This is a genomic window from Novosphingobium resinovorum (genome assembly GCF_036352595.1).
GTDB lineage: Bacteria > Pseudomonadota > Alphaproteobacteria > Sphingomonadales > Sphingomonadaceae > Novosphingobium > Novosphingobium resinovorum_B.
Genome location: NZ_JAZFAX010000009.1, coordinates 66,782 through 92,675 on the forward strand (window position 1 = coordinate 66,782; position 25,894 = coordinate 92,675).

Here is a 25,894-nt window from a genome sequence, read left to right on the forward strand (position 1 = left end):
GGGATCACTGGTCCAGCTTGACGGCCACGGCCTTGACCCTGGCGCCCGCGCGCACCTTGTCGGTGCCCTGCACGATCAGCCGGTCGCCGGCCTTGAGACCGCTGGTGATCAGCCACTTGTCGCCGATCGCCTGCGCGGTGACGACGGCGCGCTGCTCGACCTTGCCCTCGACATTGACGACCAGCGCGACGCCGTTGCCCTTGGCATCGCGGGTGATGCCCTGCTGCGGGGCGAGGATGCCGTTCTTCACGACACCCTGCGGGGTATCGACCTTGACGAACATGCCCGGCAGCAGCAGCCCGTCGGGATTGGGGAACTTCGCGCGGATCGTCACCGTGCCCGCCTCGGTATCGACATTGACCTCGCTGAACTCGACGGTGCCGGCCTGCGGGTACTCGGTGCCGTCCTCCAGCGTCAGCTTCACCGAAGTGCTGGCCGGCAGCAGGTCACCCTTGGCCAGGCCCTTGCGCAGCTTGAGCAGGTCGGCCGAGGACTGGGTGATGTCGACGAAGATCGGGTCGAGCTGCTGGATCGTCGCCAGCGCGTCGGTCTGGGCGGACGTGACCAGCGCGCCCTTGGTGAAGGCCGAGCGCCCGATGCGCCCGGTGATCGGCGCATAGACGCGGGTGAAGCCGAGGTTGACCTGGGCACTGCGGATCGCCGCCTGGTACTGGTGGACCGAGGCCTGCGCGGCGCGGGCAGTGGCCAGCGTATCGTCGCGGTCCTGCGCGCTGACCGCGTCGGCATCGCTCAGCGTGCCGTAGCGCCGGGCCTTCGCCTGGGCGCTGAACAGCGTCGCCTGCGCGTTCTCGAGCTGCGCGCGCGAGGTGTCCAGGGTGGCTTTGTAAAGGCGCGCGTCGATCTGGTAGAGCGGCTGGCCGGCACGCACGAGCGAGCCTTCCTCGAACAGGCGCGACTGGATGATGCCGTCCACCTGCGGACGCACTTCGGCAGTGGCGGTGGCGGCGGTCCTGCCCGAGAGCGAGGTAGAGACGGTCACCGGCTCGGCCTTGAGCGTGACCACGCCGACTTCGGCTTCCTGCTGTTGCATGGCCGGCTGGCTACTGCAACCGGCGGTTCCGAGGCTTGCCAGCGCGAGCGCGGAGGCCAGGGCGAAATGATGGATCGAAGGGCGCAACCCGAAGGCTCCTTGAAGACGGTTCCTGTTTGGGCCGTCCATTGTCCCCCGTGCCGTCGCCCGGCAAGGATCGGCTGGTATCGTCAAGTTGCCCCGTGCAGCCTATTGTTTCACTGCGTAACACCAGGGAGACTCGCGAGCACCTCATGCCTATGGGCCGTTTCATGATCCCGCAGTCTCCTGCGTCGGACGGGCGCATCGTCGTTCTGGAGGACGACACCGACATCCGTGAACTTATCACCGTGCAGCTTGCGCGCGAACCGCAGCGCGTGGACGCCGTCGGCACCGTGGCCGAACTGCGCGCCGCGCTGGACGAAGGGCCCGCCGACCTGCTCGTGCTCGACCTCAACCTGCCCGACGGCGACGGCCTCGAGGTATGCCGCGAACTGCGCGCCGAGGGCTACGAGGGGGCGATCATGATGGTGACCGCGCGCGAAGGGCCGATCGACCGCGTGTTGGGGCTCGAACTCGGCGCCGACGACTACCTGACCAAGCCGTTCGAGCCGCGCGAGCTGCTGGCGCGGGTGCGCAACCTGCTGCGCCGCTCACGCGTGTTCGACCAGGGCCGTCCGCGCGTCGCCCGGTTCGCGCGGATCGGGCCTTGGCGGCTCGATCTCCACCAGCGCCGGCTGGTGACCGACGACGAGCGGCTGGTGATGCTCTCCTCCGCCGAGTACCGCCTGCTCACGCGCTTCGTCGATGCCCCCAACCAGGTTCTCTCGCGCGAGGAACTGGCGCCCGAGCGCAGCGCGACGGTCGCCTTCGACCGCACGATCGACATCCAGATCAGCCGGCTCCGACACAAGCTGGCGGGGGAACCCGGCGGCGGCGAACTCATCCTGACGGTGCGCAGCGAAGGCTACGTGCTGCCGGGACCGATCGCGTTCGAATGACGGGAAGCGAACCGCCCGCCGCCCCGCGCGGGCTCCTCACGCGGCTGCGGGACTATCCCCGATCGCTGGCCGGCAGGCTGGCGCTGCTGCTCTCGGTGGGGATGGCCGCATCGGCCATGCTTGCGCTCAAGGCCTCCGACGAACTGCGCGAGGTGATGTTCCACCGCCACCAGGTCGAAGCCGCGATGAGCAGCGCCGTCGACATCGCCCGGCGCTACCGCCGCGATCCGCAGGATACCCGGCGGTCGCTGGAACTCAGTCTGGTGCTGGGCGCCCACGGGGCCGATCAGGACTGGCCGATGCGGCGCCCCGACGCCGCGCTTTCGCGGCAACTCGGCGGGTTGCTCGGCCATCCCGCCGAAGTCGTGCCGTTTTCCAACCAGGAATGCTTCGCGCGGTTCCGGCGCTATCCCCACGCCGCCGGGATGAACACCGATCCGCTGCCGAGCTGCTGGCTGATCCGCTACCGCGATGCCGCCGGGGCCGAGCGCCGCTATGCGGTGGACTTGTGGCCGGACCGCGATTCGCTGCAGCCGCCGGTGGGACCGCCCTATCTCGAACTCATCGTCCTGGCCGGGGCCCTGCTGGGCCTGATCGGCGCCGCGCTGGCGACCGCGCCGCTGCGCCGCATGGAGCGCGCGGCGCGGGCGTTCTCGCTGATCGGCGACTTCGAGCCGATCCCGGTCAAGGGCCCGAGCGAGGTGCGCGCCGCGCTGGAAACCTTCAACCGCGCGCAGGAACGCGTCCGCGAAGGCCTGCGCGAGCGGACGCAGATCCTCGCCTCGGTCACGCACGATCTCCAGACCCCGCTCACCCGCTTGCGGCTGCGGCTCGAACAGGTCGAGGACGAGGCGCTGCGCGACAAGCTGATCGCCGACCTTTCGATCACTCACCAGATGGTGCGCGACGGGCTGGACCTCGCCCGCAGCAGCGAGATCCGCGAATCGTGGTCGGTGATGGACATCGACTCGTTCCTCTCCAGCGCCGCCGAGGACCGCGCCGAGATCGGGCAGCAGGTGGTCTTCACGCAAGGCTGCGCGATGCACGCGCGGGTCAAGCCGAACGCGCTGGCGCGGGTGCTCGACAACCTCGTCGACAATGCCGTCAAGTACGGCGGCAGCGCCGAACTGAGCTGCCGGCAAGAGCACGGCGCGCTCGTCATGGACGTGGCCGACCGGGGGCCGGGGCTGCCCGAGGACGACTTCGAACTCGCCTTCCAGCCGTTCCGCCGCTTGTCGTCCGGCCCGCAGAGCGGCACCGGCATCGGCCTGGCGATCGCCCGGGCGCAGGCCGGAACCTTCGGCGCTACGGTGACCCTCCACAACCGCGCGGGCGGCGGGTTGATCGGCCGCATCCGCCTGCCCGCAGGCGCGGCGCCGCGCCCCGTGAGCAAGCCGGCGCAGGGCTGATCGTCAGTCCACCCGGCAGAGCGCCGGTTCGCCGCGCTGGCACTGCATCGCACGCGCCAGCGGCACCGGGCCGAGCGCCGCGACGATCTCGGCGAAAGTCTCCGGCGTCTCGTCCTGCCCCAGCTTGAACTGCGCGGTGGATTTCAGCACCGCGCCGCGGAAGGCGATCACCCGCTGCGCCAGGACGCCGAAGCGATCGCCCATGCGCGCGGTCGTCCAGGAGTCCGGACCGTCGCCTTCCATCGCCGCGACCAGTTCCTCGATCGCCTCGGCGCCGCGCTCGGGCTCGAATTCCAGTTCCACCTCGAACTGGGCGTAGCGGTAGTTCCACGTCGGGCCCCAGCCCGGCGCGGAGACCATGCCGGGCGCGATGTAGCCGTGCGGGCCGAGGAACGTCACTTGCGCGCGGCGCGAGGCCTGTGCCCGCGCGACATGCGGGTTGGCGAGGGCGAAGTGGCCGATGAACGCACTGATCGCCCCCGCCGCGTCCACTTCGACCAGCAGCGGCAGCGGCGTCGCCACGAAGCCCTGCGCGTCGCAGGTCGTGACGAGGCCGAGGATCTCCTCGCGCACGAAGTCGGTGACGTCGGCCGTCCGCCGCGGGGAGAACACACCCATCAGCGCGCCGCCGCGTCCAGCGATCCGTAGACCGCCTTGCCCTTGAACACCGTGGCCAGCACCTTGGCCTCGTGGATGCGGCGCGGTTCCAGCTTGAAGATGTCCTTGTCGAGCACGACGAGGTCGGCGCTCTTGCCCGGAACGATCGAGCCGGTCTCCTGGTCGAGATGGTTCACGTAGGCGACGTCGAGCGTGTAGGACTTGACCGCTTGCGCCAGCGTCACGCCTTCGGACGCGATCAGCGGCTCGCGCTTGTCCTCAGGCGCGGTGCGGGTGAGCGCGACTTCGAGGCCGAGAACCGGATCGGCCGAGGCCACCGACCAGTCGGCACCGTAGGCCACGCGCCCGCCGAACGTCTCGACGCTGGCGACCGGGTAGATGTACTTTGAGCGGACCGCGCCGATGCGCTCCTTGGTGAGGTCCATGTAAGGCTCGTTGCAGCTCCACAGCGGCTGGAAGATCGCGGTGACGCCCAGCGTCGCGAAGCGCGGCTGGTCGGCCGGGTCGATCACGTTGAGGTGCGAGATCATCGGCCGGGTATCGACCTTGCCGTCCGAACGGCGCGCCGTGGCGACGGCATCGAGCGCCTCGCGCACGGCCGCATCGCCGATGGTGTGGTAGTGGGACTGCATGCCCTGCTCGTCAAGCAAGGTGGTCGCCGCCGCCAGCACCTGCGCCGGGATCTGCGGCGCGCCGACTTCCTTGGTGCCCTCGTAGGGCTTCAGCATGTAGGCGGTCTGCTGGGGGATCACGCCGTCGATGTAGAACTTCACGCTGCGTGCGGTGATGCCCAGCGTGCGGGCGCGGGCAGAGGCCTTGAGCAGGCCGGGCAACTGTTCCAGCCCCTTCTCGTTCTTCCACTTGAGGTCGATGGCGACGTCCACCGTCAGCAGGCCCTTGTCGGCGACCGCCTTGTAGGCGTCGATGACGGCGCTGGAGCCGTCTTCCTGCCACTCGATCCCGGCATCGTGCCAGCTGGTGATGCCCAGCGAATTGAAGTGCTTGACCGTGTAGGCGATGGCGTCCTGCAGATCCTGCGCGGTGGTTTCGGGGATCAGCTTCTCGACCAGATCCTGAGCCGATTCCTGCAGGCCGCCGATCGGTTCGCCGGTCTTCGGATCACGATCGATCTTGCCGTTGAGCGGATCCTTCGTGGCCTTGGTGACGCCCGCGAGTTGCAGCGCCTTGGAATTCACCCACAGGCTGTGCCCGCCGGTGGAGCGGAAGATCAGCGGACGGGTGGTCGACAGGGAATCGAGGATGTCCTTGGTCGGCACGCCGTTGGGCGGAAACAGGCCATCCTCCCAGCCGACGCCGTAGATCGTGCCGGTGCCCGCGCCGGTATTGGGCGTCTCGGCGATGCACTTGGCGATGATGCGCTTGTAGTCGGCGATCGACCTGCCCGAATGCAGTGCGCAGCGCGCGTGGCTCATGCCGCCGAAGATCGGGTGGTTGTGCGCGTCGCCGAAGGCGGGAAGCAGCAGCTTGCCCTTGAGGTCCACCACCTGCGTCTGCGCGCCCTTCTGGACCGCGACGTCCTTCGCGCTGCCCACGGCGATGATGCGGCCCTCGCGGATCGCCACGGCCTCGGCCCAGGGGTGCGCCTCGTCCACGGTGTAGACGCGCGCGTTGGTGATGATGAGGTCGGCCATGCCCTCGGCCAGCGCCATGGCCGGAACGGGAGCGAGCGCGGCAATCACTGCGGCCGAGGCCGAAAGCGAGAGTATGGCGGAAAGCGGGCGGAATGACATGGGCGGGGGCGTCCTCGAAATATCTCTGTGCGACCGAAAAGAACGGGAGGGCCGGCTCGCACCGACCCTCCCGAGGCTGGTTGGGTATCAGAAAGTGCGGCGCAGCGTGGCCAGGATCGTGCGATCCTTGCCGAGGTAGCAATAGCCCTCGGTGTTGGCCGGATCCCAGTTGCAGTTGGTGTAGACGGTGGTGTCGAAGATGTTGCTGGCGTTGATGCCCAGCGACCACTTGTCGTAGGTCACCTCGAACATCGCATCGACCAGCGTGTAGGACGGCGTCGTGAAGTTCTCGAAGCTGTCCGGCTTCTCGCCGGTGTAGCGGATGCCGCCACCGACGCGCGCGCCGATCTTGTCGGTGAGCGCGAAGTTCTTCGTGCCCCAGACCGATGCAGCATGCTTGGGCAGGTTCGCGAGCCGCAGGCCGTTGCTGCCGTCGTCGTTGAGATTGTGCGCGTCGAGGTAGGTATAGGCCGCGGTGACGTTCACGTCGCCCGGCAGGCGCAGGCTGCCCTCGACTTCGACGCCGCGCGACTTCACCTGGCCGCGCTGGATGATGTTCTGGATGTCGTTAGGATCGGCCTGCAGGCCGTTGTTCTCCTTGATGTCGAACACCGCCGCCGACAGCAGCGCGCCGCGGAACGGCTGGAACTTCACGCCCGCCTCGTACTGGCGGCCGGTGCGCGGCACGTAGACCTGGCCCTGCACGCTCTGCCCGAACACCGGCAGGAACGATTCGGCGTAGTTGGCATAGACCGAGAAGGTGTCGGTCACGTCGCCGATCACGCCGGCGCGGAAGGTCCATGCGGTGTTGTCGGGCAGCTTGACGCCGTCCGCCTTGGAAGTCGCCTTGTCGTGACGGCCGCCGAGAACCACCGAGACGCGGTCCCACAGGCGCATCTGGTCCTGGAAGTAGAAGCCGAGCTGCGTGTTGGTCGTCCGGGGGGACCAGAAGGTCGTCGTCGGGATCGTCTGCCCGTACGTCGGGTTGTAGATGTCGAACCCGCCCAGGTCGTAGCCCCAGCCCTGGTCGCTGCTCTGGTTGAACCAGGTGTAGTCCACGCCGAACAGCAGCTGGTGCTCGACCGGGCCGGTGGTCAGCTTGACCGAGATGCGGTTGTCGGTGGCGACGCCCTTGCTCTGCTGCTGCATCACGTACCACGCGCGATTGACCAGCGTGCGCTCGGTGTCGGCATACGTGGCGAGGCCGTAGACTTCGGCGTAGTCGATGTCGTTCTTGAAGTAGCGGGTGTTGCTGCTGAAGGTCACGTTGTCGCCGAAGCGCTGGGTGACCAGCAGGCTTGCCGCCTTGTAGTCGGTGTCGGTGTGGTTGTAGCCGGGCTCGCCCAGGAACGTGTCGGGAGAGACCTTCACGCTGTCGTTGTCGGCGCCGATGGTCTTGCTGATCGGCAGGTAGGTCTGGCTGCCGAGGCGGTCCTTCTGGTAGAGGCCGAGCACGGTGATCTCGGTGTCCGGACCCGGCTTGAAGGTGACCGAAGGCATCAGCAGCAGCCGGTTGTTCTTCTGCGAGGGCTGCTGCAGGTTGCCGTCACGCGCCACGCCGACCAGACGCGCCGAGACGCCCTCGGTGATCGGGCCGGTCACGTCGAGGTTGATCTGCTTGGTGTCGTCGGTGCCGTAGATCACGTCGATCTCGCCGCCGAAGGTCTCCTGCGGGCGCTTCGAGACGCCGTTGAACATGCCGCCGGCACCGCCCGCGCCATAGAGCACCGAGGACGGTCCGCGCAGCACTTCGGCGCGTTCGAGCGTGAAGACGTCCATGCGCGCGCCGTAGACGAAGCTGGGCATGCGGTTGATGCCGTCGAGGTACTGCACGGTGTCGAAACCGCGCGCGCTCATGAAGTCGCCGCGGGTGTCGACGCCCTGGCTTTCGGTCTGGACGCCAGCGCTGTAGCGGAAGATATCCTGGAAGTTGACCGCCGCGCGGTCCTTGACGTCCTGCGCGGTGATGACGCTGACCGACTGCGGCACCTGCATGATGTCGGTGTCGACCTTGGTGCCGGTGGTGGCGCGGCCGGTGACGACGATCTCGTCCTTGCCCGAACCGGTGGTCTCGGCCTCGTCGGCCTGCGCCATGCCCGGCAGCAGCGCGAAAGTGCAGGAGGCCAGCAGTGCGCCGGTCAGGCGCGCCGTGCGGGTGCGGCGATACGATGCGGTTCCAGAGCCCCTAAGTGCAGTACCCATGTCATTCCCCTTTAAATACTGTTTCCGATCCGAATCCCGGGGCTGTTTTCGGCCTCCGAGCGGTCCTCCTGCTTTGCACGCCCATTGAACAACAGGCGGCGCTCACGACCACGTCAAAATCGGGGTAATCGGGGTGGTTCGACGGGTAAGCCCGTGGGTAGACGGGTGGGGGAACGGGCCGGCGCAGCGAAATTCGCCCGCGGCGAATGTGCGGAACAGGCTCTCAGGCGCCGCCGTCGAACGGGGAATCGCCCGGGGGATCGAGCGGCAGTTCGCTGGCCGGGATCAGCCCCTGCTCCATCGCGACGCGCACGGCATCGCGGCGCTTGTCCACGCCGATCTTGCGAAACACCGACTTCAATCGGTACTTCACCGTATCGGGCGACATGCCGATGAGCCGCGCGATCTCCTTGTTGGAATAGCCCCGGCTCAGATGCACGAGGATCTCCGCCTCTGCATCGTTGAGCACGCCTTCCTCCCCCGGCTGCGCCCGGGCGGAGAGCGCCCGCCCGATCACCGCCAGGAACTGCGAGCGATAGCGGTTGGTCTCGCCGCCTTCCGCGCGGCCGCCGCCCGTCGCGCCCCCGTCGATCGAAGGCCGCACGAAGCGCTCCCAGTCGAGGAACGGGCGCACCAGCGACTGGAACATCGACATGCCCACCGCCTCGTCGAAAGCGGCTTCGGGGGCGCCCCCGGTCTCCCGCAGGGCCTGCGCGCGCAGGATCAGGACATCGACGAGGGTGCGCCCGGCCCCGTGCCGGATCGCCCAGCCCTGCAGCACCGCAAGATCCGCCAGCGCCCCCGCCGCATCGCCCGAGGCGAGGCGCAGCGCCGCCCGGCAGGTCGCCGCCGCCGTCGCCACCGGGCGGTAGAGCGGGTTTTCCAGCGTCATCGCCTCGGCCAGCTCGTCCAGCGAAAGCGCCCGGGCGCAGGCCTCCACGTCCTCGGCCGGCGCCTCATGCGCGATCAGCAGTTCCAGCCGGCACAGTCCCGCCAGCAGGCTGAGCTGCCGGAAGCCCCGCGGCGCCGCGACCGCCTCGGCACGCTCGAGCATGGCGAAGCCGTCGCGCAGGCAATGGCGCGCGGCGGCGCAGCGCGCGGCGGTGAGGTAGGCGGCGGCGTAGACATCGACCCAGGCGTCCGACTGGTCCATGTGCGGCAGCGCCCAGTCCAGCAGCACTTGCGCCTCGTCGATCCGGTTCTGCTCGTAGAACACCGAGGCCTGGAACGCAGCGCAGTTCGCCGCGAGGTCCGAACGCGGTCCGAAGTTGACCTCGATGACCTCGCGGATTCCGGCGATGATCGTCGCGGCATCGTTGATCCGTCCCTGCGCATGGCGGATGCGGGCCTCGATGAAATGGGTGAACACCTCGCTGTAGAGCGATCCGAGCGCCTGGTAATGCAGCCGCGCGTCGCGCAGCGGCTCCAGCGCCCGCTCCAGCCAGCCGCCTTCCAGATACTTGGCCGCCAGCGTCTCGGTGAAGTTGGCGAGGACGAGATGGTCGTCCGCCGGCAGCGCGCGCAGCAGGGCCTCGCGCTCGCGCAGGTCATCGAGCGTGACGGGCAGGTTCTCGTAGTCGGCAAGGGTATCGCCGACGACGCGCACTTCGCCGCGCAGCCCGGCGGGGGCATCGGCGGCATCGGCCTCGATCCGGTCGTAGGCGGCGCGCGCCGCGCCGATCCGGCCGTGCTTGATGTGGACGTAGACCTCGGCCAGCGCCAGCCGGGTGCTGGCATGGATCTGGTCGGGCGTCAGCCGGGCAAGCGCCGCCTCGACCATCGCCAGATGCCCCTGCGGCACCAGCCGCCAGCCGCCGCCTTCCTCCAGGATCGTCGCCACCAGCGCGGCGTCCTGCGCCTGCATGGCATGCCCGATCGCCGCCGAGATCATCCCCGTCTCGGCATAGTGGCGGGCGGCGCGGGCGTTGAGCATGCGGAACCGCGCCAGATCCTGCCGCGCCAGCCGGTCGCGCAAGTATTCGGCGAAAAGCTGGTGGTAGCGATAGGCGTCGCGCCCCTCCCCCGTCGGGCTCAGGAACAGGCCCTGCTGCTCCAGCCGTTCGAGCACCAGCCACCCGTCGCCGCGTTCACACAGCGCGTTGACCGCCTCGCCGGTCAGCCGGTCGAGCAGCGCGGTGGCGGTGACGAGATCCTGCACTTCGGCGGGGAGCGAGGTCAGCACCTGTTCCGACAGATAGCGCGCCAGATCGGAACTGGAGCCGCTGAACCGCTCCGTCAGCCGTGCATGGTCGATCCCGCGCTTGAGCGAGAGCGAGGTCAGCTGCAGCGCCAGCGGCCAGCCCTCCGAGCGGTCCACCAGCGCCTTCAGCGCATCCCCGGAAAGCGTCGCGACTTGCGCCCGGTCGAGCAGCGCCTCGGCCTCGGAGCGGTTGAAGCGCAGATCCTCACTGGTCAGCTCGATCAGCTGTTCCTCGGCGGCCAGCACCGACTGGCCGAGCCAGGGATAATCGCGCGAGGCGATCACGAAGTGGCAGTTGCTGGGGGCCAGCCGGATCAGCGACTGCACAAAGGCGTTGACCTCGCCCCCCTCGACCCGGTGGAAATCGTCGAAGATCAGCACCACCGGCCGCTCCTCGCGGGCGATGCGGTTGATGATCGCGGACAGCGCGGCGCGCGGCGGCAGGTCGCTCGACACGTCGTCCCCGCCGCCAATCGGCCCTTCGAGGGCAAGGATCAGATAGCGCGAGAGGCGCTGGAGATCGACGTCCTCGCGCTCCAGCGTCAGCCAGCCGATCAGGATCGCCCGTTCCTCGCAGCGATGGCGCCATTGCGAAAGCAGGCTGGTCTTGCCGTAGCCGGCGGGCGCATGAATCACCGTCATGCGCCGCTCCAGCGCCTCGTCGAGCCGCTCCAGCAGGGGATCGCGGCGGATCTGGCTTCCAAGCCAGATCGGCGGAGCCACCTTGGTGCGAATCAACTCATCCACGCGTCACAACCCTGTCGCGAACCCCCGTTACCGTCCCTCAGGCCCGCTCTTCCTGACGCCGAACCTAGGCGAGCAGTCCTGTCCGCTCAAGCCCACAACAGCCTGAGATACCGTATGGGAATGCGCTTCTGGGTGCATTGCGGCACCGGCCCGCTCCTCCGCCCGGCCGCCCAACGGCAGCATTCTATGGGTGGCCGGGCGGGGGAGCGGGCCGGTACCGCCTTGGAAAATCGCTCTTCCGCGATTTCTCGAACGGACTCCGAGCCCCCGATTCGCGCCCGGCCGGCTTTCGGCGGCAGCGCAGGGCGCTACCCCGGCATGACCACCGTTTACCCGTTTGCCCGGCCCCGCCCACCCGTCTTGCGCGTTGCGGCCGCACCGCGCCGCCTCCTAATCCCGGCGCAGGCCCCGAGAACGGGCAACAGGGTTCCACCAAGGTGATGGAGAAGCGAGTGCGCATTGGCGTCGATGTCGGGGGCACGAATACCGACGCGGTCCTCATGGATGGCGGGAAGGTACTCGCCTGGACCAAGCAGCCCACTTCGGCCGATGTCGAGACCGGCGTGGCGAGCGCGATCCGCGTCGTGCTGGCCGATTCAGGCGCGAGCCCGGCCGCCGTCGCCTCGGTGACGATCGGCACCACCCACTTCGTCAACGCCCTCGTCGAGCGGCGCGAGCTGGACCGCGTCGGCGTGCTTCGCCTGGCCAGCCCCTCGGGCGAGGCATTGCCGCCGCTCACCGCCTGGCCGCGCGATCTCGTCGAGGTGATCGGCCGCCGCTGCTTCCTGCTGCCCGGGGGCTACGAGGTGGACGGGCGCGAGATGGCCCCGCTGGACGGGGAAGCGGTGCGCGCCGCCGCAGCCCAGCTGCGCGCCGAGGGCGTGACCGCCGTGGCGGTGACCTGCGCCTTCTCCCCCATCAACGCCGACATGGAGCACCGCGCCGCCGCGATCGTGCGCGAGGTGCATCCCGAGGCGACGATCACCCTGTCCAACGAGATCGGCCGCATCGGCTTCATCGAGCGCGAGAACTCCGCCATCCTCAACGCCGCGCTGACCACGCTGGCGCGGCGCGTCGTGCGCTCGTTCTCGCGCGCGGTGGCGGCGATCGGCGTGAGCGCGCCGCTTTACATCTCGCAGAACGACGGCACCCTCGCCTCGGCGGCGCAGGCCGAGGCCTATCCGGTCATGACGATGGGTTCGGGGCCGACCAACTCGATGCGCGGCGCCGCCTTCCTCAGCGGCATGGCCGACGCCATCGTCATGGACGTGGGCGGCACCACCACCGACATCGGCGCCCTGTCTTCCGGCTACCCGCGCGAGTCCGCGATCTCGGCCGACATAGGCGGGGTGCGGACCAACTTCCGCATGCCCGACGTACTGGCGATCGGCCTCGGCGGCGGCACCCGCGTCCACCTCGACCCGGCGCTCTACGGCGCCGCGGCGCTGGACGAGGCGGCCCTGCGCATCGGCCCGGATTCGCTCGGCTACCGGCTGACGCAGGACGGCATGCTGTTCGGCGGCGATACCCTGACCACCAGCGACGTCGCGCGCATCGCCGGCGTCGTCGCGTTCGGCTCGGCGGATCGCCTTCCGGCCCTGTCGCCCACCGTGCTCGCCGCGCTGCAGGCCCGGATGCGCGCGATGATCGAGGACGGCGTCGATCGCATGAAGACCGCGCGCGGCGCGGTGCCGGTGCTGGCCGTCGGCGGCGGCAACTTCCTCATTCCGGGCGACCTGCGCGGTGTCTCGCAAGTGATCCGCCCACCGCATGCCGAAGTCGCCAACGCCGTCGGCGCCGCCATCGCCCAGGCCGGCGCGCAAGTCGAACGCGTGGTCAGCTACGAGGCGATGGAGCGCGAGCAGGCCATCGAGCATGTCGCCGCCCTCGCCCGCGAACAAGTGCTGGCCGGCGGCGGCGACCCCGCCACCCTGGCGACCGTGGACGTCGAGGAAACCCCGCTCAGCTACCTGCCCGGCCGCGCCGTGCAAGTGCGCGTGCGCGTCGTCGCCGACCTTGCCGCGCCGGCCACGCCTTCTCTCGGAGCTTCCCATGCAGCCTGACGACACCCTCCTATCCGGGCCCATGCTACTTGACCGCGAGGCGATCGGCGACCTCGCCCTCGGCGCCGCCTTCCTCGGCTCGGGCGGCGGCGGCGATCCCTACTACGCCACGCTGCTGGCCGAAGCCGAACTGGAGCGGCGCGGGCCCTTCGAGGTGATCGGCCTCGACGCGCTGCCCGACGATGCGCTGGTCGTTCCCTGCGGCTGGATCGGCGCGCCGACCGTCTCGGTCGAAAAGCTGCCCAACGGCCGCGAAGCGGTCGATGGCCTGAGGCGGCTGGAGCAGATCATGGGCCGTCGCATCGACGCGGTGATCCCCATCGAGATCGGCGGCAGCAACGGCCTCGCGCCCCTGTTCGCCGCTGCCCGGCTCGGCATCCCGGTGCTCGACTGCGACGGCATGGGCCGCGCCTTTCCCGAATCGCAGATGGCGATCTTCAACATCCGCGGCCTTTCGGCCTGCCCCTCGATCCTGACCGACGCGGCCGGCTCGCTCAGCCTGATCGAGACCGGCGACAACCTCGCGCACGAGCGGCTCGCCCGCGCGCTCTCGGTCGCGGTCGGCGGGATCGCCCACCTCGTCGAGTACCCGCTGTCCGGGCGCGAGGCCAAGGACCACGCGATCCACGGCACCATCACCGCCGCGCGCGACGTCGGCGCGGCGATCCGCAAGGCGCGGGCGGCATCCGGGGATCCCTTCGCGGCAATGTTCGCGGCGCTGGAGCGTACCGGGCTCTACCCGCACGCGGGCGTGCTGTTCGACGGCAAGATCACCGACATCGAGCGCGAGACGAAAGACGGCTTCTCGGTCGGCCGGGTGGTGTTCGAAAGCTTCGACGGTGCCAACCGGATGGAACTGGATTTCCAGAACGAGAACCTGATGGCGCGGCGCGACGGCAAGGTCGTCGCCATGGTGCCCGATATCCTGACGGTGATGGACCGCGAGACGGCGGACAGCATCACCACCGAGCGCCTGAAATACGGCCAGCGCGTCAAGGTCGTCGGCGCCGCGGCCCCGGCGATCCTGCGCGAGGACCGCGCCTTGCGGTTCGTCGGCCCGCGCGCCTTCGGCTATGCCCAGGACTACGTGCCCATCGAGGAGATCGCCGCTTGGCTGAAGCCGTAAGTCATCACGAAGCGCATCACGAAGCCGGCGACCAGTACGCCAACGCCCCGCTGCCCGAGGCGCTGACCGTCGGCGGGTGGCGCGTGGCGCTCATCATCGCCAGCTTCTCGATCTCGCTGCCGACCTTCCTCAACGGCGCCCAAACATCGCTGGCGCTCGGCTTCTGGCCGGCGGTGCTGGCGGCGTTCCTGGCAGGGACGTGCCTGTGCCTGGGCGGCTGCCTGACCTCGCTGGTGGCGGTGCGCTCGCGGCTCAACACCTACCTGCTGATCCGGCGCTCGTTCGGGCTGCGCGGGGCGGGGCTGGTCAACATCATCATCGCGATCGTCCACTTCTGCTGGTTCGGGGTGAACGTCTCGTTCCTGGGAGACGCGATCGCGGCGGCGGGCGAGGGCTTCGGCTTTGCCCCCGACTTCACGATCATCGTCGTCGCGGGCGCGGCGCTGATGGCGCTGACCACGCTGGTCGGCTTCCGCGCGCTGGACCGGCTGGCAATGATCGGCGTGCCGCTGCTGGCGGCGATGATCCTCGCCGTCTGCATCGCCGCCGCGCGCCGCCACGGCATCGTGCTGGCCCCGCCGGCGACGAGCCCCTACCACATGACTTTCGGGATAGCCGTCTCGGCCATCATCGGCGGCGACATGCTGACGATCACCACCCTGCCCGACCTGTCGCGCTACACCCGTTCAGGCAAGGGCGCGGTGCTGAGCATGGCGCTGTCCTATCCCTTCACCGCGCCGCTGCTGATGGCGGGCGCCGCGCTTGCCGCGCTGGCGACCGGCGAGACCGACATCATGCGCATGATAACCGGCTTCGGGTTCGGCGCCTGGGCACTGCTGCTGCTGGTCATGCCGACCTGGACGCTCAATTCGCTCAATCTCTATTCGGCCAGCCTGTCGCTTTCGGCGACTTTCCCCAGGGTGCCGCGCTGGGCCTTCATCCTGGGCGGAACGGTGGTCGGCACCGCGCTCGCACTGATGGGCATCATCGAGGGGTTCATCCCGTTCCTGGTACTGCTGGGCGTGACGATCCCGCCCTTCGGCGCGATCTATGTCATCGACGGCTGGACGCGGTTCCGCAATGTCGATCCGGCCCGCTCGATCGAGGACTTGTCCGGCATCCACTGGCCCGCCGTCGCCACCTGGGCGGTGACCAGCGGGCTGGCGGGGATCGCGCTGCACTACGACTTCTCGGTGACGACGATCCCCGCGCTCGACGCGGTGATCCTCGCCAGCGTGCTGTACCTTGGGCTGATGCGGATCGCGGGCCGCCGGTAGATGTTGGGGGGGAGGATGGCCCTCCCCCCGCACCCCTGCTCAGAAGCGGTAGGCGACCGACGCGGTGAAGCTGCGCGGCGCAGCGTACTGGCCGATGCCATAGTCGCCGTAATACAGCGTGGTGAAGTACAGCTTGTTGGTCAGGTTGCGCACCACCACCGATGCCCGCACGTTCTCGATGACATCGACGCCGGCCTGCACGTCGACGATCGCGAAGGCGCCCTGCGAAAGCATCGCGGTCTCCACCCGGTTCTGCCAGCGTAGCTGCGCGCCGACCGAGAGGTTGTTGAACTCGGGCACCGTATACGTGCTCGACATCTTCAGCGTCTGGCGCGGGATGAAGCCGCGCGCCTTGACGCCGTCCTGATCCTTGAGCGACAGCCTGGTGTAGCCGCCGCTGAGTTCCCAGTTCGGCGTGATGCGTCCGGCCACTTCCAGTTCGAGGCCCTGGCTGCGGATCTTGCTGGCGGCGGTATAGTAGAAGAAGTTGCCGAACTCCTCGTCAGGCACCGATCCGGCCGCCGTCGCCAGCCCCTTCTGCTCCGAACGGAACACCGCCGCGCTGACGTAGAAGCGCTTGTCGAACAGGTTCGCCTTCAGGCCGCCCTCGACGTTGGTGCCGCGCACCGGATCGAGCTGGTGGTGGTTGATGTCGAGATAGTTCTGCGGATAGAAGATCGAGGTATAGCTCGCATAAGCGGTCAGGAACGGCGTCACGTCGTAGAGCAGGCCGGCATAGGGGCTGAGCTTGCCCTGGCTGGTATCGAGATCCTGGCCGTAGCTGAAACCCTTGTCCCGCAGCTTGGCGTAGCTGGCGCCCGCGACGAGGTGCAGGGCATCGGTGAAGTTGATCTGGCTGGCGATATAGGCGCGCAGCAGCTCGTTGGTCTCGTCCTGCGTCAGCGCCTTGGGATTGTAGGTCGGCAGTTCGGGATTGAAGCGGTCCGCCGAGTTGAAGTCCGGCAGCTGCACGACGCCAAGGCCCAGACCGACGTTCGCGCGGCCCTGGTATTCCTTCACATGGCCGCGCGCATAGGACAGGCCCATGGTCAGCTTGTGCTCCTGCCCGAACAGGTGGAACGAGCCGCTGGCGAAGAGATCGCCCATGATGCGTTCGCTCCGCGTGGTGAACTCCGAGGAGTCGCCGGTGTAGTAGCCGGTTTCGGTATCGGGGTTGCCGGTCGGATTGAGCAGGCGCGGCGCGCTGTCGTACTTGCGGTAGCTGGCGACGCCCTTGATCGTCCAGTCGCCCGAGGCCCAGGCCAGCTCGGTGTAGGCGTCCTGGTCCTTGGTCGGCCAGTAGGCCCAGCTAGGTGCCGAGTTCTCCGAGCGATCGTAGTCGATCCGGTTGCCGTCGGTATCGTAGAAGTAGAGGCCGACCCACGACGAGGCGCGGCTCATCTGTTCCTGCAGGCTGTAGCCGGCGGTAAGGGTCAGTTCCGGCGTCAGCCTGCCCGACACCACGGCGCCGATCAGGTCGCGGTTGTGGCTGTACTTGTCGAGGTAGCTGTCGCCTTCCTCGTGCGCGCCGTAGACGCGGATGCCCCAGTTCTCGTTGATCGGGGTCGAGACGTCCAGCTCGCCGCGCCAGGTGTTCCACGAACCGGCGTAGACCGCGCCCGAAACGTGCGTCTCGCCCAGCGGGCGCTTGCGGACGTAGTTGATCATCGCCGAAGGGTTGCCGATGCCGGTGGTCAGGCCGTTGGCGCCGCGCACGATGTCGATGCGCTCGTACTGGAAGCTATCGGTGTCGCCGTAAGTGATGTTGCCCAGCAGCGGCAGGCCGATGCCGTCGACCTGGAAGTTGGTGACGTCGAAACCGCGAGCGTTGTAGGACGTGCGGTCAGTCTCGTAGTCGGCCACGTTGACGCCGACGACCTGCTTGAGCAGTTCCTTCATGCTCGTCAGCGAGTAGTCCTGGATGCGTTTCTGGTCGATGATCGTCACCGACTGCGGCGTCTCCATGAAAGTGAGCGGCAGGCCGGTCGAGGTCGTCGTCGGCGCGGTGACGCCGGTGACGACGATCTCGTCGCCCGAGGTCTTGTCGCCCTCCGCGTCCTGCGCCTGCGCCAGCGTCGGCATGGCGGCGAGCGCGATGCCGGCCGCGCCGGTCAGCAGGCGCTGGAGCACCCGTCCGTGGCGCGGATGGCCGGCCTGGTTTGCGAACGCGATGGAACCTTGTCTGGACTTCGTCATGATACCCCCCTGTGGGCATGGTTTCAGGTGCGGAAAAGCGATCGTTGTCGCACCGCTGCGGCTTGTGAGGCGCTGCCTGGCAGGGCCTCCGGTCTCTTTGTCTGTGCCGCAAAGCTGCGGTTGCGGGGGCTTTCAGGCAATAACAAACTGGCTATCTTCTCATACCAGCGATGTGCGAAAGCGGCGCCGTCGCGGGCGAAACGAAGCGACCCGGGGCGGCACTGGGCCACCCCGGGTCGTCTTTCCCGCCATGAAACGGCGAAGGTGGCTCAGTCGCCCCGCTCGGGTGCCTTCAGCGCGCCGAGCCCACCGTAGACCGGCTTGCCCTCGAACATCGTGAGCACCACCTTGGTCGCGGCGATGGCATCGGGCGCCAGTTCGAAGATGTTGCGGTCGAGCACGACGAGGTCCGCCTGCTTGCCGGCGACGATCGAGCCGGTGTCCTTGTCGAAATGGTCCGCCTCGGCGACATGCAGCGTGTAGGATGCCAGCGCCTCCTTCAGCGTCACTGCCTGGTCGGGCAGCAGCGCCCCGCGCTGGGGCTCCAGCGGATTGGTCCGGGTCAGCGCCACCTGCATGCCGTCCAGCGGATAGGCGGAATCGACCGGCCAGTCCGATCCGTAGGCCATCTTGCCGCCGCCCTTCACGACATTGGCCGCCGGATAGATGTTGGAGGCGCGCTCGGGCCCGATCGCCTTCTTCTGCAGGTCCATGTCGTCGTAGTTGCTCGCCCAGTAGGGCTGGAACACCGCATAGACCCCCAGTTGCCCGAAGCGCGGCTGGTCGGCCGGATCGATCACGTTCATGTGCGAGATCATCGGCCGGGTGTCGCTCCTGCCGTTCTTCGCGCGCGCCGCCGCGACCGCATCAAGGCTTTCGCGCACCGCCGCATCGCCTTCGGAATGGGTGTGCATCTGGATGCCCTGCGCATCGAGCTGGGTGACGGCGGCGGCCAGCGTCGCGGGCGTGACGGCGGGCTTGCCGCGCTCATTGGTGCCGACGTAGGGTTGCAGCATCGCGGCGGTATGCTGCGGCAGCACGCCGTCGAGGTAGAACTTTACGCTGTGCGCGTTGAGGCCGTAGCCCTCCGCCCGCTTCGACGCCGCGATGATCGCCGGGATCTGGTCCAGCCCGCGCTCGTTCTTCCACTTGAGGTCGATCGCGACGTGCGCGGTCAACTGCCCGGCGTCGCGTACCGCGCGATAGGCCTCGACCATCGGGCTGGTGCCATCGTCGTTGAACTCCACCCCGGCATCGTGCCACTGGGTGATGCCCAGGCTGTTGAAGTGGTGGACGACATAGCGGATCGAGGCCTGCAGTTCGGCCGGGGTCGGCGGCGGGATCAGCTTGTCGAACAAGGCGATGCCGCTCAGTTCCCAGATCGCGCCGTTGGGCTCGCCATTGGCATCGCGCCCGATCGTGCCGCCCAGCGGATCGGGGGTGTCCCTGGTAATCCCGGCAAGTTCCAGCGCCTTGGAATTGGCCCACATGGCATGGCCGTCGAACGATCCGAACAGGATCGGGCGATCCTTGCTGATCGCGTCGAGCGTCTCCTTGCGGGGCGAGATACCGGGGAAGTTGGTCTGCGCCCAGCCGATACCGTAGACGACGCCGTCGCCGGGCTTCTTCGCCACGCAGGCGGCGATGAGCGCCGCGTACTGTTCGGGCGTCTTGCCGTCGGTGATCGGGCAGCGCGCATGGGTCAGCCCGCCGAACATCGGATGCGCATGGGCATCGCCGAATCCCGGCACCACCATCCTGCCGCCCAGATCGACCACCTCGGTGCGCGCGCCCTTGCGGCGTGCGACCGCCTTGGCCGAACCCACCGCGAGGATGCGCCCGCCCCGGATCGCCACCGCCTCGGCCCAGGGATGGGCGGCATCGACGGTGTAGACCTTGCCGTTGGTCAGGATCAGGTCCGCCGGGCCTTCCTGCCCCCTTGCGGAGACGGCGACGGGAGCAGCGAGTGCCACCACGGCACCGACGCACCCCATCATCCAGCTGAAACGAAAAGCTTTCTTGCGCATATCCCGGCTCCTTTCGGCGAACCGGGATACCCTAGATCACGTCCCCCATCCGGCAAGTTATGATGCCATCAGGTTGTTGGCATGGCGGCTGCGTGGACATTCGCGAAAGAGCGAGTTTCGCGGCACCGTCAGGGCCAGGTGAAGGCGAAGCGCAGCGTCTCGGTCACAGAGCGGCTGGGCACGGTGATATGCCCTTCCTCCGGATACGTGCGCGAGCGCGAGCGCAGGCCATAGACCGACAGCGGCTCCATCCGTTTGGCGAAGTCCTGAGGATCCCAGAACTCCAGCGCCGTCTCGTCGCGCTCGCCCGCCACGACCATCAGCCGCGCCGGGTTGGTGATCGTGCCCGCCTGGAGCGCAGCGGTGAAGGCCCGTTCCTCCTTCAGCATCTCCTGGTGATGCCAGAACAGCGAGGGGCTGGCGGCGACGATGGCGTGGAACGCATCGGGCCGCGTGAACAGCGTATGGATCGCGAAGAGGCCGCCCAGCGAATGGCCGAACAGCGCCTGTCGCTGCGGATTGGTTTTGTAGCGCGCGGCGATCTCGGTGCGCAGCTTGCCGGTCAGGAAGTCGAGGAACTTGTCCCAGCCGCCATTGCGCTCCTTGGCGAATTCGACATCCCACGGCGGCGGCGGCGGGCCGCCGGTCAGGTCGTAGAGCCGCCGCACGTCGTAGGCGTCATCGGTCGGATAGCCGACGCCGACGACGATCGACTTGCCGACGTCCGCGAACTCCTGGATCCGCCGCGTCTCCGCGAAGCTTGCGAACAGCGCATTGCCGTCGAGCACGTAGAGCACCGGGAAACCGCCCGCCGGCACCTCGACATTGGCCGCCGGATAGGAAACGAAGATGCGATAGACCTCGCCGCTGTCCGCCTTCATGTCCCAGACCTGGGTGGACGGCATCGTATAGCCGGCCGCTGGCGGCGGCGTCGCGGGCGCCTTGGCCGCATGGGCCGGCATCGCAGACGCGCCCAGCGTCAGCGCGGCGGTGGCGAGGTATTTCCATGGCTTCGGCATCGCGGACTTGTTCCCCTTGCGCAGCGGATCGCACAGGCGCGCACCGTGGCGTCCGCGGCGGACTGCCGCAAGTGCCGTCATGCGCGCCACCCATCGATCACGCGACATTACCCGCCCCTTCACCGGCCCCGTCATCGGGACCGTTCGCGGCACGGGGCCGCATGAAGACCTGCTTCACCCGAAGCACGACGAGATAGCCGACCGCCGCCACGATCGTCGCATCGAGCGCCGGAACCGTGGTCAGCGTCAGCCCGTCGGCCGGCATCGCCACGGTGACCGCCAGCGAGGCGAGCCAGACGCCCACCGCTTCCCAGCGGATCGCGGGCATGGCGCGGACCGAAGCGGCGGAATCGACGTCGCGGAACAGCGTGAAGCTGTCGATCACGTAGATCGCCGCGATCGGCGGGATGATGAGGCCGAGGAAGACCAGGAACGGGATGAAGTAGTCGAGGATGCCGATCAGCGCGAAGATCGTGCCGATGCTCGCGCCCAGCACCGTGAACAGCCGCGTCGGCACGCGCGGGAACGTGGTGCCCATCGCCAGGCTGGAGGAATAGAGGTTGAGCGCGTTGCACACCACCATCGGCAGTGCCAGCACGAACAGCAGCGGCGTGCCGAGGCCGAGGTCGACGACCAGCCGGTTCACGCTCGGCTCGCCGGTCGCCAGCGCCGGCAGGGCGGCCGCGGTCATCATCAGCGGGGTCGAGATCGGAAAGGCCATCGCCATGCTGGCGATCGCCCCGCGCGGGGTGCCGATATAGCGCGAGAGATCGGGCATCGTCGCGACCGCGAGCATGTAGGCGCCCACCAGCGAGGAGACGGCGATCCCGAAGCGCATCGGCACCGGCGGATGCGCCGAAGGCGTCACCACCAGCCCATGGCGCTGCAGCGCGACCACCGCGACCGCGACGAAGACCGCCGCCAGCAGCGGCACGATCACCAACGCCAGCCATTCGAGCGCGCGGATGCCGATCAGCGTCGCGCTCGCCGCCAGCACGCTGCCCAGGATCACGAACAGGGTGAAGTTGGCCGGCACGCCGTTGGCCTCGGCCGCCGTGACCAGCGATTCCCCGAAGAACGAGGCGTTCATGCCGAACGCGCCGTAGTGGATCAGCGCGATCACCACGTTTATCATCACCGCGCCGTAGCGCCCGAACGAGCGCTGGACGAGCAGGTAGGTCGATAGCCGCGTGCGGACGCTGACGACGGCGGTGAAGCAGCAGCCCAGGCACAGCCCCAGGCTGGCCACGATCGCCGCCAGCACCGCCATCGGCAGGCCGAGCGCGAGGGCGTTGTGCGCGCCGTTGAAGAAATCGGGCACGCCGATGGAAAAGCTGGCCACGATCAGCGCCACCCTCCAGCCGGCGATGGTGACGTGGCCCGGAACCGGGCCGTGCGAATACTGGTCGCTGGACTCGGCGGTCACGCGGTTCTCCAGGGGTTGAGCGTTTCGATGGGAATGTAAGGGTCGGCCATGCCAAAGGCGGCCGGGCCGACGAGCGCGAGGGCATGCGCCTCGCGCAGCATCCACGGCGCGGCCGCGCCGACCACCTTGACGCGCTGGCCGTACTTCAGCCGATCGGTGGTGATGGCGTCGGCGGTCTCGCGGTCCATGATGGTGATGATGTCGGGCGTCATCGCGCAGACCGTACCGTCGCGCCGCGCGACGAGGTTCTCGTTCTGGAACGCGAGGTCCATGCGACCGGCGCCGCCGAAGCCCTCGATCACGATGTTGCCGCAGGAGAAGCCGTCGCGGATCTCGCGCTCGAGATCGACGATCTTGCCGTCGAACAGCACGCCCGCGAAAGGATAGAGCCGCGAACCGCGCAGCGCGGCGAACAACGCCTCGAAGGGGGCCGCACCGTTGGCACGCGCCGCGCGGATCGCCGCTCCGGCGGCGATCGCGGTGGAGATGCTGCCGGGGATCGCGTGGTCCTTCGCCTGCCGCCCGGTCAGCGGATATTCGACCATGTGCGCATCGCCGCCCAGCGCGATCGACAATTGCCGCGCCAGCCGCTCGTGCGCGTGGTTGTCGGGCGTCTCGATGACGGCCAGCGAGCCGCACGGCCCGGTCAGCACCGAAGGACAGGCCGACAACCCGCGAATGCTGAAGATCGACATCTGCGATTCCGGGAAGGCGCGGCCCATGCCGTCGGCATCGACCACCGGAATGCCCAGTTCCGCCGCCGCCAGCAGCGGGGCGAGGGCATTGCCGCCGCCGATCTCGATCGGCAGCACGGCATCGACGCGCCGCCCCAGCAACTGCTCCAGCCGGCGCAGCCCTCGCGCCGCCTCGCTGCCGTTGGGCAGCTTCTCGATCGACACGGCGGGCGCGCCGATCCAGCCGCAGGGGGCGACCAGCGCATCGTCGGCCAGCGCGTCCAGCCCGATCAGTTGGAACGGCCCCTGCCGGGCGATCCGCGCCTCGCCGATCAGCCGGTTGTGATAGGGATCGCCGCCGCCGCCCGAACCGAGGAACGCCGCCCCGCAGGCGAGGTCGCCCAGCGCCGCTTTATCAATGTGCAAGGGAGGTCTCCCGCGTTGCCGGCGCCCTGTGCGCGGCAAGCTGCGCGACCGCCCGCACCCGGACCTGCGCCGCACGGCCGGGCATGTAGCTGAGGAACACCTCGTCCACCTCGACGATCTCCACCGTATCGGCATCACCGCCTGCCGCGATCGCCTTGTCGCGCGCCTGTTCGCGCAGGCGGCCGAGCACCACTTCGCGCGGCTCGGCGTCGTAGGACACGACATGCTCGACTTGCGCGCCGACCTGGGCGATCGCCGCGCCGACCGCGTTGGCGACCCCGGCATGCGGCGGGCGCACCACCCGGGCGACGCCCTCCAGCCCTTCGCCGACAAGGAAATTGCCGCCGCCGACCGCCAGCACGGTTACTTTCCCGCGCGCCGTCTTCATGCGGTCGATCCCTTCCGCGACGATCTCCTGCATGCGCTGCCACACGGCGGCGACCACGGCCGGCGAGATGCCGCCCAGCCGCGCCGGATCGCCGAAACTCGCATGCCCGCCGGCAACCGCGATGTCGCTGGCGGTCAGAGTCTCGCCGCCGAACAGCAGCGCCTCCTCGGCGATGCGGAAGCCCACCGAATCCGGCCCCACGCGCAGATCCGGGTCCAGGCGGACGCGAGTGCCGCCGCCAAGGCCGATGGCCAGGATGTCGGGCATGCGGAAATTGGTGCGCACCCCGCCGATGTCGACGGCGATCGCGCATTCGCGGGCGATGCCATTGGCCAGCACGCCGATGTCCGCGGTGGTCCCGCCGACGTCGATCACCACGGCATCCTTCACGCCGGTCAGGAAGGCGGCGCCGCGCATGCTGTTGGTGGGCCCCGAACCCATCGTCAGCACCGGATGGCGCCGCGCCTCTGCGGCCGAGATCAGGGTGCCGTCGTTCTGCGAGATGAACAGCGGCGCGGCCACGCCGATCCGCTCCAGCGCCGCCTCGAACGAGGTGACGACATGGACCGCCAGGCTGCCCAGCGCCGCATTGACGATCGCCGCGTTCTCACGCTCGATGAGGCCCAGCCGGCCGATCGCGCTCGACAGGGTGACGCGGGCCTGCGGATGTTCCTCCAGCACGATGGCGGCGGCGCGCTCCTCCATCCCGGCATCGATGGGAGAGAAGCACGCGCTGATCGCGATCGCCGCCACGCCGCGTTCCCTGAGCGTGCGCACCGCGGCGCGCACCTTGTCGGCATCGAAGGGAGCGATCTCGCGCCCGTCGAACTCATGGCCGCCGGGCAGCAGGAAGACGTGGTCGCCCATGCACCGCGCCAGTTCCTCGGGCCAGCCGGTCAGCGGCGGCAGCGCCTCGCCCGAGGGACTGGCCAGCCGCAGTACCCCGACCTCGTCGAGGCGGCGGCGCTCGACCAGGGCATTGGTGAAATGGGTGGTGCCGATCATGACGCAGCCGACCGCCCCGGCCGGCACGCCCGTCTGCGCCAGAACGGCGGTGATGGCGCCCGCGATGCCGGTGCTCACGTCCGCGCTGGTCGGCTGCTTGGTCCAGGCCACCACGGCATCGCCGTCCATCAGGACCGCGTCCGTATTGGTCCCCCCGACATCGACACCGATCCGCACGCCCGAAAACTCCTGCGAAGACATTCCGCACGGCAAGCTTGGAAGGCCCGCCCCGGACCGACAATGCGGGATTGGTTATCAGTCCATACCGCCAGAATCGCCAACACCATCGCCAGCACTATCGAAGTCGGCATCCGAATCGCCGTCCGGCTCGGAATCGAAATCCGAACCGGGCACGGCCTCACCCATCCGGATCTTGCGGGCCTGCTGCTCCAGCTCGCGCACGAAAGCCTGCGCGGCGGGCGAGAGCGAGCGCCCCTGGTGCCGCACGATGCCGATCGAGCGCGCCACCACCGGGTCCACCAGCGGGCGCCACACCAGCCGGGGCGAGGCGATCTCGGCCATGGTCAGGCGGGTGATCGCCGAGATGCCCTGCCCCGATGCGATCAGCGCCGCCGCCGTCGTCGCCGCCGAGCAGTTGAACAGCCGCTCGACCACCACGCCCGCCTCGCCCAGCCCGTTCTCGACCATGGCGCTGAGCCCGGTCTCTTCCGACATCGCGATGAACCGGCAGTCGCTGAACACCGACCAGCGATGCTCGGCGACTTCGGCCAGCGGGTCGTCGCGGCGGCACACCAGGCCGATATTGTCCTTGAGCAGTTCCTGGTAGCGCAAGTCGCTGGCGAGGTCCGGCGGCGGCGCGATGCCGAAGTCGGCGCTGCGGTCGCGCACGACGTTGTGGACCAGATCGCCCACGTCCTCCCAGATCTCTATGCGCACGCCGGGAAAGCGCGCCTGGAAGCTGGCGATCGCGGGCGGCAGCAGGGCCGAGGCGATCGCCGGCAGCGCGGCGATGCGAATCAGGCCCTGGCGTCCCTCGACGAATTCGTGAAGCTCGCGAAACAGCGTCTCGTAGTCCGCCAGCAGCCGCGCGGCGAGCGGGCGCAGGCGCTCTCCCGCCGGGGTCAGCGTCACCGTGCGGGTGTCGCGGTCGAACAGGCGCACCCCCACGCGCGTCTCGATGTGCTGGATCGTCCGGCTCAGCGCGGGCTGCGACACGCCCAGTTCGTTGGCGGCATCGCGAAAGCTCGACGTCTCCGCCAGCTTCATGAACGCGGAAAGCTGCGATAGCGTCAGGCGCGACATTCAAATTCCCTCATTCTCGGCGCTTCCCTGCGAGTACAATGCAGTT

Annotated in this window: 17 protein-coding genes; 5 read left to right on the top strand and 12 right to left on the bottom strand. The window is 68.8% G+C overall.

Going from position 1 to position 25,894, the window contains the following annotated elements; genetic code table 11:
• Positions 1 to 4: 4 nt before the first annotated feature.
• Positions 5 to 1,051 (bottom strand): efflux RND transporter periplasmic adaptor subunit, encoded by a 1,047-nt coding sequence (locus tag V2S85_RS10940; RefSeq protein ID WP_330702974.1) that lies wholly within the window; start codon positions 1,049 to 1,051, stop codon positions 5 to 7.
• 251 nt (positions 1,052 to 1,302) lie between these two features.
• Between V2S85_RS10940 and V2S85_RS10945 the strand changes: the two genes are divergently transcribed.
• Entirely contained in the window at positions 1,303 to 2,031 is a 729-nt protein-coding gene (locus V2S85_RS10945; protein WP_330702975.1) for a response regulator transcription factor, read from the top strand.
• Positions 2,028 to 3,440, top strand: a complete 1,413-nt coding sequence (locus tag V2S85_RS10950) for an ATP-binding protein (RefSeq protein ID WP_330702894.1) — start codon at positions 2,028 to 2,030, stop codon at positions 3,438 to 3,440. The genes V2S85_RS10945 and V2S85_RS10950 overlap by 4 nt, the downstream gene beginning before the upstream one ends.
• Positions 3,441 to 3,443: 3 nt before the next feature.
• Here V2S85_RS10950 and V2S85_RS10955 read toward each other — a convergent pair whose 3' ends face one another.
• The 4 genes from V2S85_RS10955 to V2S85_RS10970 form a co-directional block, all read right to left on the bottom strand.
• Positions 3,444 to 4,058: an FMN-binding negative transcriptional regulator gene (locus V2S85_RS10955; RefSeq protein WP_330702895.1), complete on the bottom strand. Its 615-nt coding sequence runs from the start codon at positions 4,056 to 4,058 to the stop codon at positions 3,444 to 3,446.
• Complete coding sequence (locus V2S85_RS10960; protein ID WP_330702896.1) at positions 4,058 to 5,809, bottom strand: amidohydrolase; 1,752 nt, start codon at positions 5,807 to 5,809, stop codon at positions 4,058 to 4,060. The genes V2S85_RS10955 and V2S85_RS10960 overlap by 1 nt, the downstream gene beginning before the upstream one ends.
• Positions 5,810 to 5,896: 87 nt before the next feature.
• The gene (locus V2S85_RS10965; protein WP_330702897.1) at positions 5,897 to 8,011 is read right to left on the bottom strand and encodes a TonB-dependent siderophore receptor; all 2,115 of its coding nucleotides are present in this window, start codon (positions 8,009 to 8,011) and stop codon (positions 5,897 to 5,899) included.
• A gap of 223 nt (positions 8,012 to 8,234) precedes the next feature.
• Entirely contained in the window at positions 8,235 to 10,958 is a 2,724-nt protein-coding gene (locus V2S85_RS10970; RefSeq protein ID WP_330702898.1) for a helix-turn-helix transcriptional regulator, read from the bottom strand.
• 452 nt (positions 10,959 to 11,410) lie between these two features.
• Between V2S85_RS10970 and V2S85_RS10975 the strand changes: the two genes are divergently transcribed.
• The 3 genes from V2S85_RS10975 to V2S85_RS10985 are packed head-to-tail and all read left to right on the top strand — an operon-like array spanning position 11,411 to position 15,424.
• Positions 11,411 to 13,021, top strand: coding sequence for a hydantoinase/oxoprolinase family protein (locus tag V2S85_RS10975; protein WP_330702899.1), 1,611 nt, complete (start codon positions 11,411 to 11,413; stop codon positions 13,019 to 13,021).
• Positions 13,011 to 14,147, top strand: coding sequence for a DUF917 domain-containing protein (locus tag V2S85_RS10980; protein ID WP_330702900.1), 1,137 nt, complete (start codon positions 13,011 to 13,013; stop codon positions 14,145 to 14,147). Before V2S85_RS10975 ends, V2S85_RS10980 begins: the two co-directional genes overlap by 11 nt.
• Positions 14,132 to 15,424, top strand: a complete 1,293-nt coding sequence (locus tag V2S85_RS10985) for a purine-cytosine permease family protein (RefSeq protein WP_330702901.1) — start codon at positions 14,132 to 14,134, stop codon at positions 15,422 to 15,424. The genes V2S85_RS10980 and V2S85_RS10985 overlap by 16 nt, the downstream gene beginning before the upstream one ends.
• Positions 15,425 to 15,463: 39 nt before the next feature.
• Here V2S85_RS10985 and V2S85_RS10990 read toward each other — a convergent pair whose 3' ends face one another.
• The 7 genes from V2S85_RS10990 to V2S85_RS11020 form a co-directional block, all read right to left on the bottom strand.
• A complete protein-coding gene (locus V2S85_RS10990; protein WP_330702902.1) occupies positions 15,464 to 17,620 on the bottom strand; it encodes a TonB-dependent siderophore receptor in 2,157 nt (718 codons plus the stop codon).
• Positions 17,621 to 17,889: 269 nt separating this feature from the next.
• Positions 17,890 to 19,647 (bottom strand): amidohydrolase, encoded by a 1,758-nt coding sequence (locus V2S85_RS10995; protein ID WP_330702903.1) that lies wholly within the window; start codon positions 19,645 to 19,647, stop codon positions 17,890 to 17,892.
• Positions 19,648 to 19,775: 128 nt separating this feature from the next.
• Positions 19,776 to 20,774, bottom strand: a complete 999-nt coding sequence (locus V2S85_RS11000) for an alpha/beta hydrolase (protein ID WP_330702904.1) — start codon at positions 20,772 to 20,774, stop codon at positions 19,776 to 19,778.
• The gene (locus V2S85_RS11005) at positions 20,764 to 22,092 is read right to left on the bottom strand and encodes a purine-cytosine permease family protein (protein WP_330702905.1); all 1,329 of its coding nucleotides are present in this window, start codon (positions 22,090 to 22,092) and stop codon (positions 20,764 to 20,766) included. The genes V2S85_RS11000 and V2S85_RS11005 overlap by 11 nt, the downstream gene beginning before the upstream one ends.
• Positions 22,089 to 23,192: a DUF917 domain-containing protein gene (locus tag V2S85_RS11010; RefSeq protein WP_330702906.1), complete on the bottom strand. Its 1,104-nt coding sequence runs from the start codon at positions 23,190 to 23,192 to the stop codon at positions 22,089 to 22,091. The genes V2S85_RS11005 and V2S85_RS11010 overlap by 4 nt, the downstream gene beginning before the upstream one ends.
• Positions 23,182 to 24,762, bottom strand: coding sequence for a hydantoinase/oxoprolinase family protein (locus tag V2S85_RS11015; protein WP_330702907.1), 1,581 nt, complete (start codon positions 24,760 to 24,762; stop codon positions 23,182 to 23,184). The genes V2S85_RS11010 and V2S85_RS11015 overlap by 11 nt, the downstream gene beginning before the upstream one ends.
• A gap of 78 nt (positions 24,763 to 24,840) precedes the next feature.
• Positions 24,841 to 25,848 (bottom strand): LysR family transcriptional regulator, encoded by a 1,008-nt coding sequence (locus V2S85_RS11020; protein WP_330702908.1) that lies wholly within the window; start codon positions 25,846 to 25,848, stop codon positions 24,841 to 24,843.
• Positions 25,849 to 25,894 lie beyond the last annotated feature (46 nt).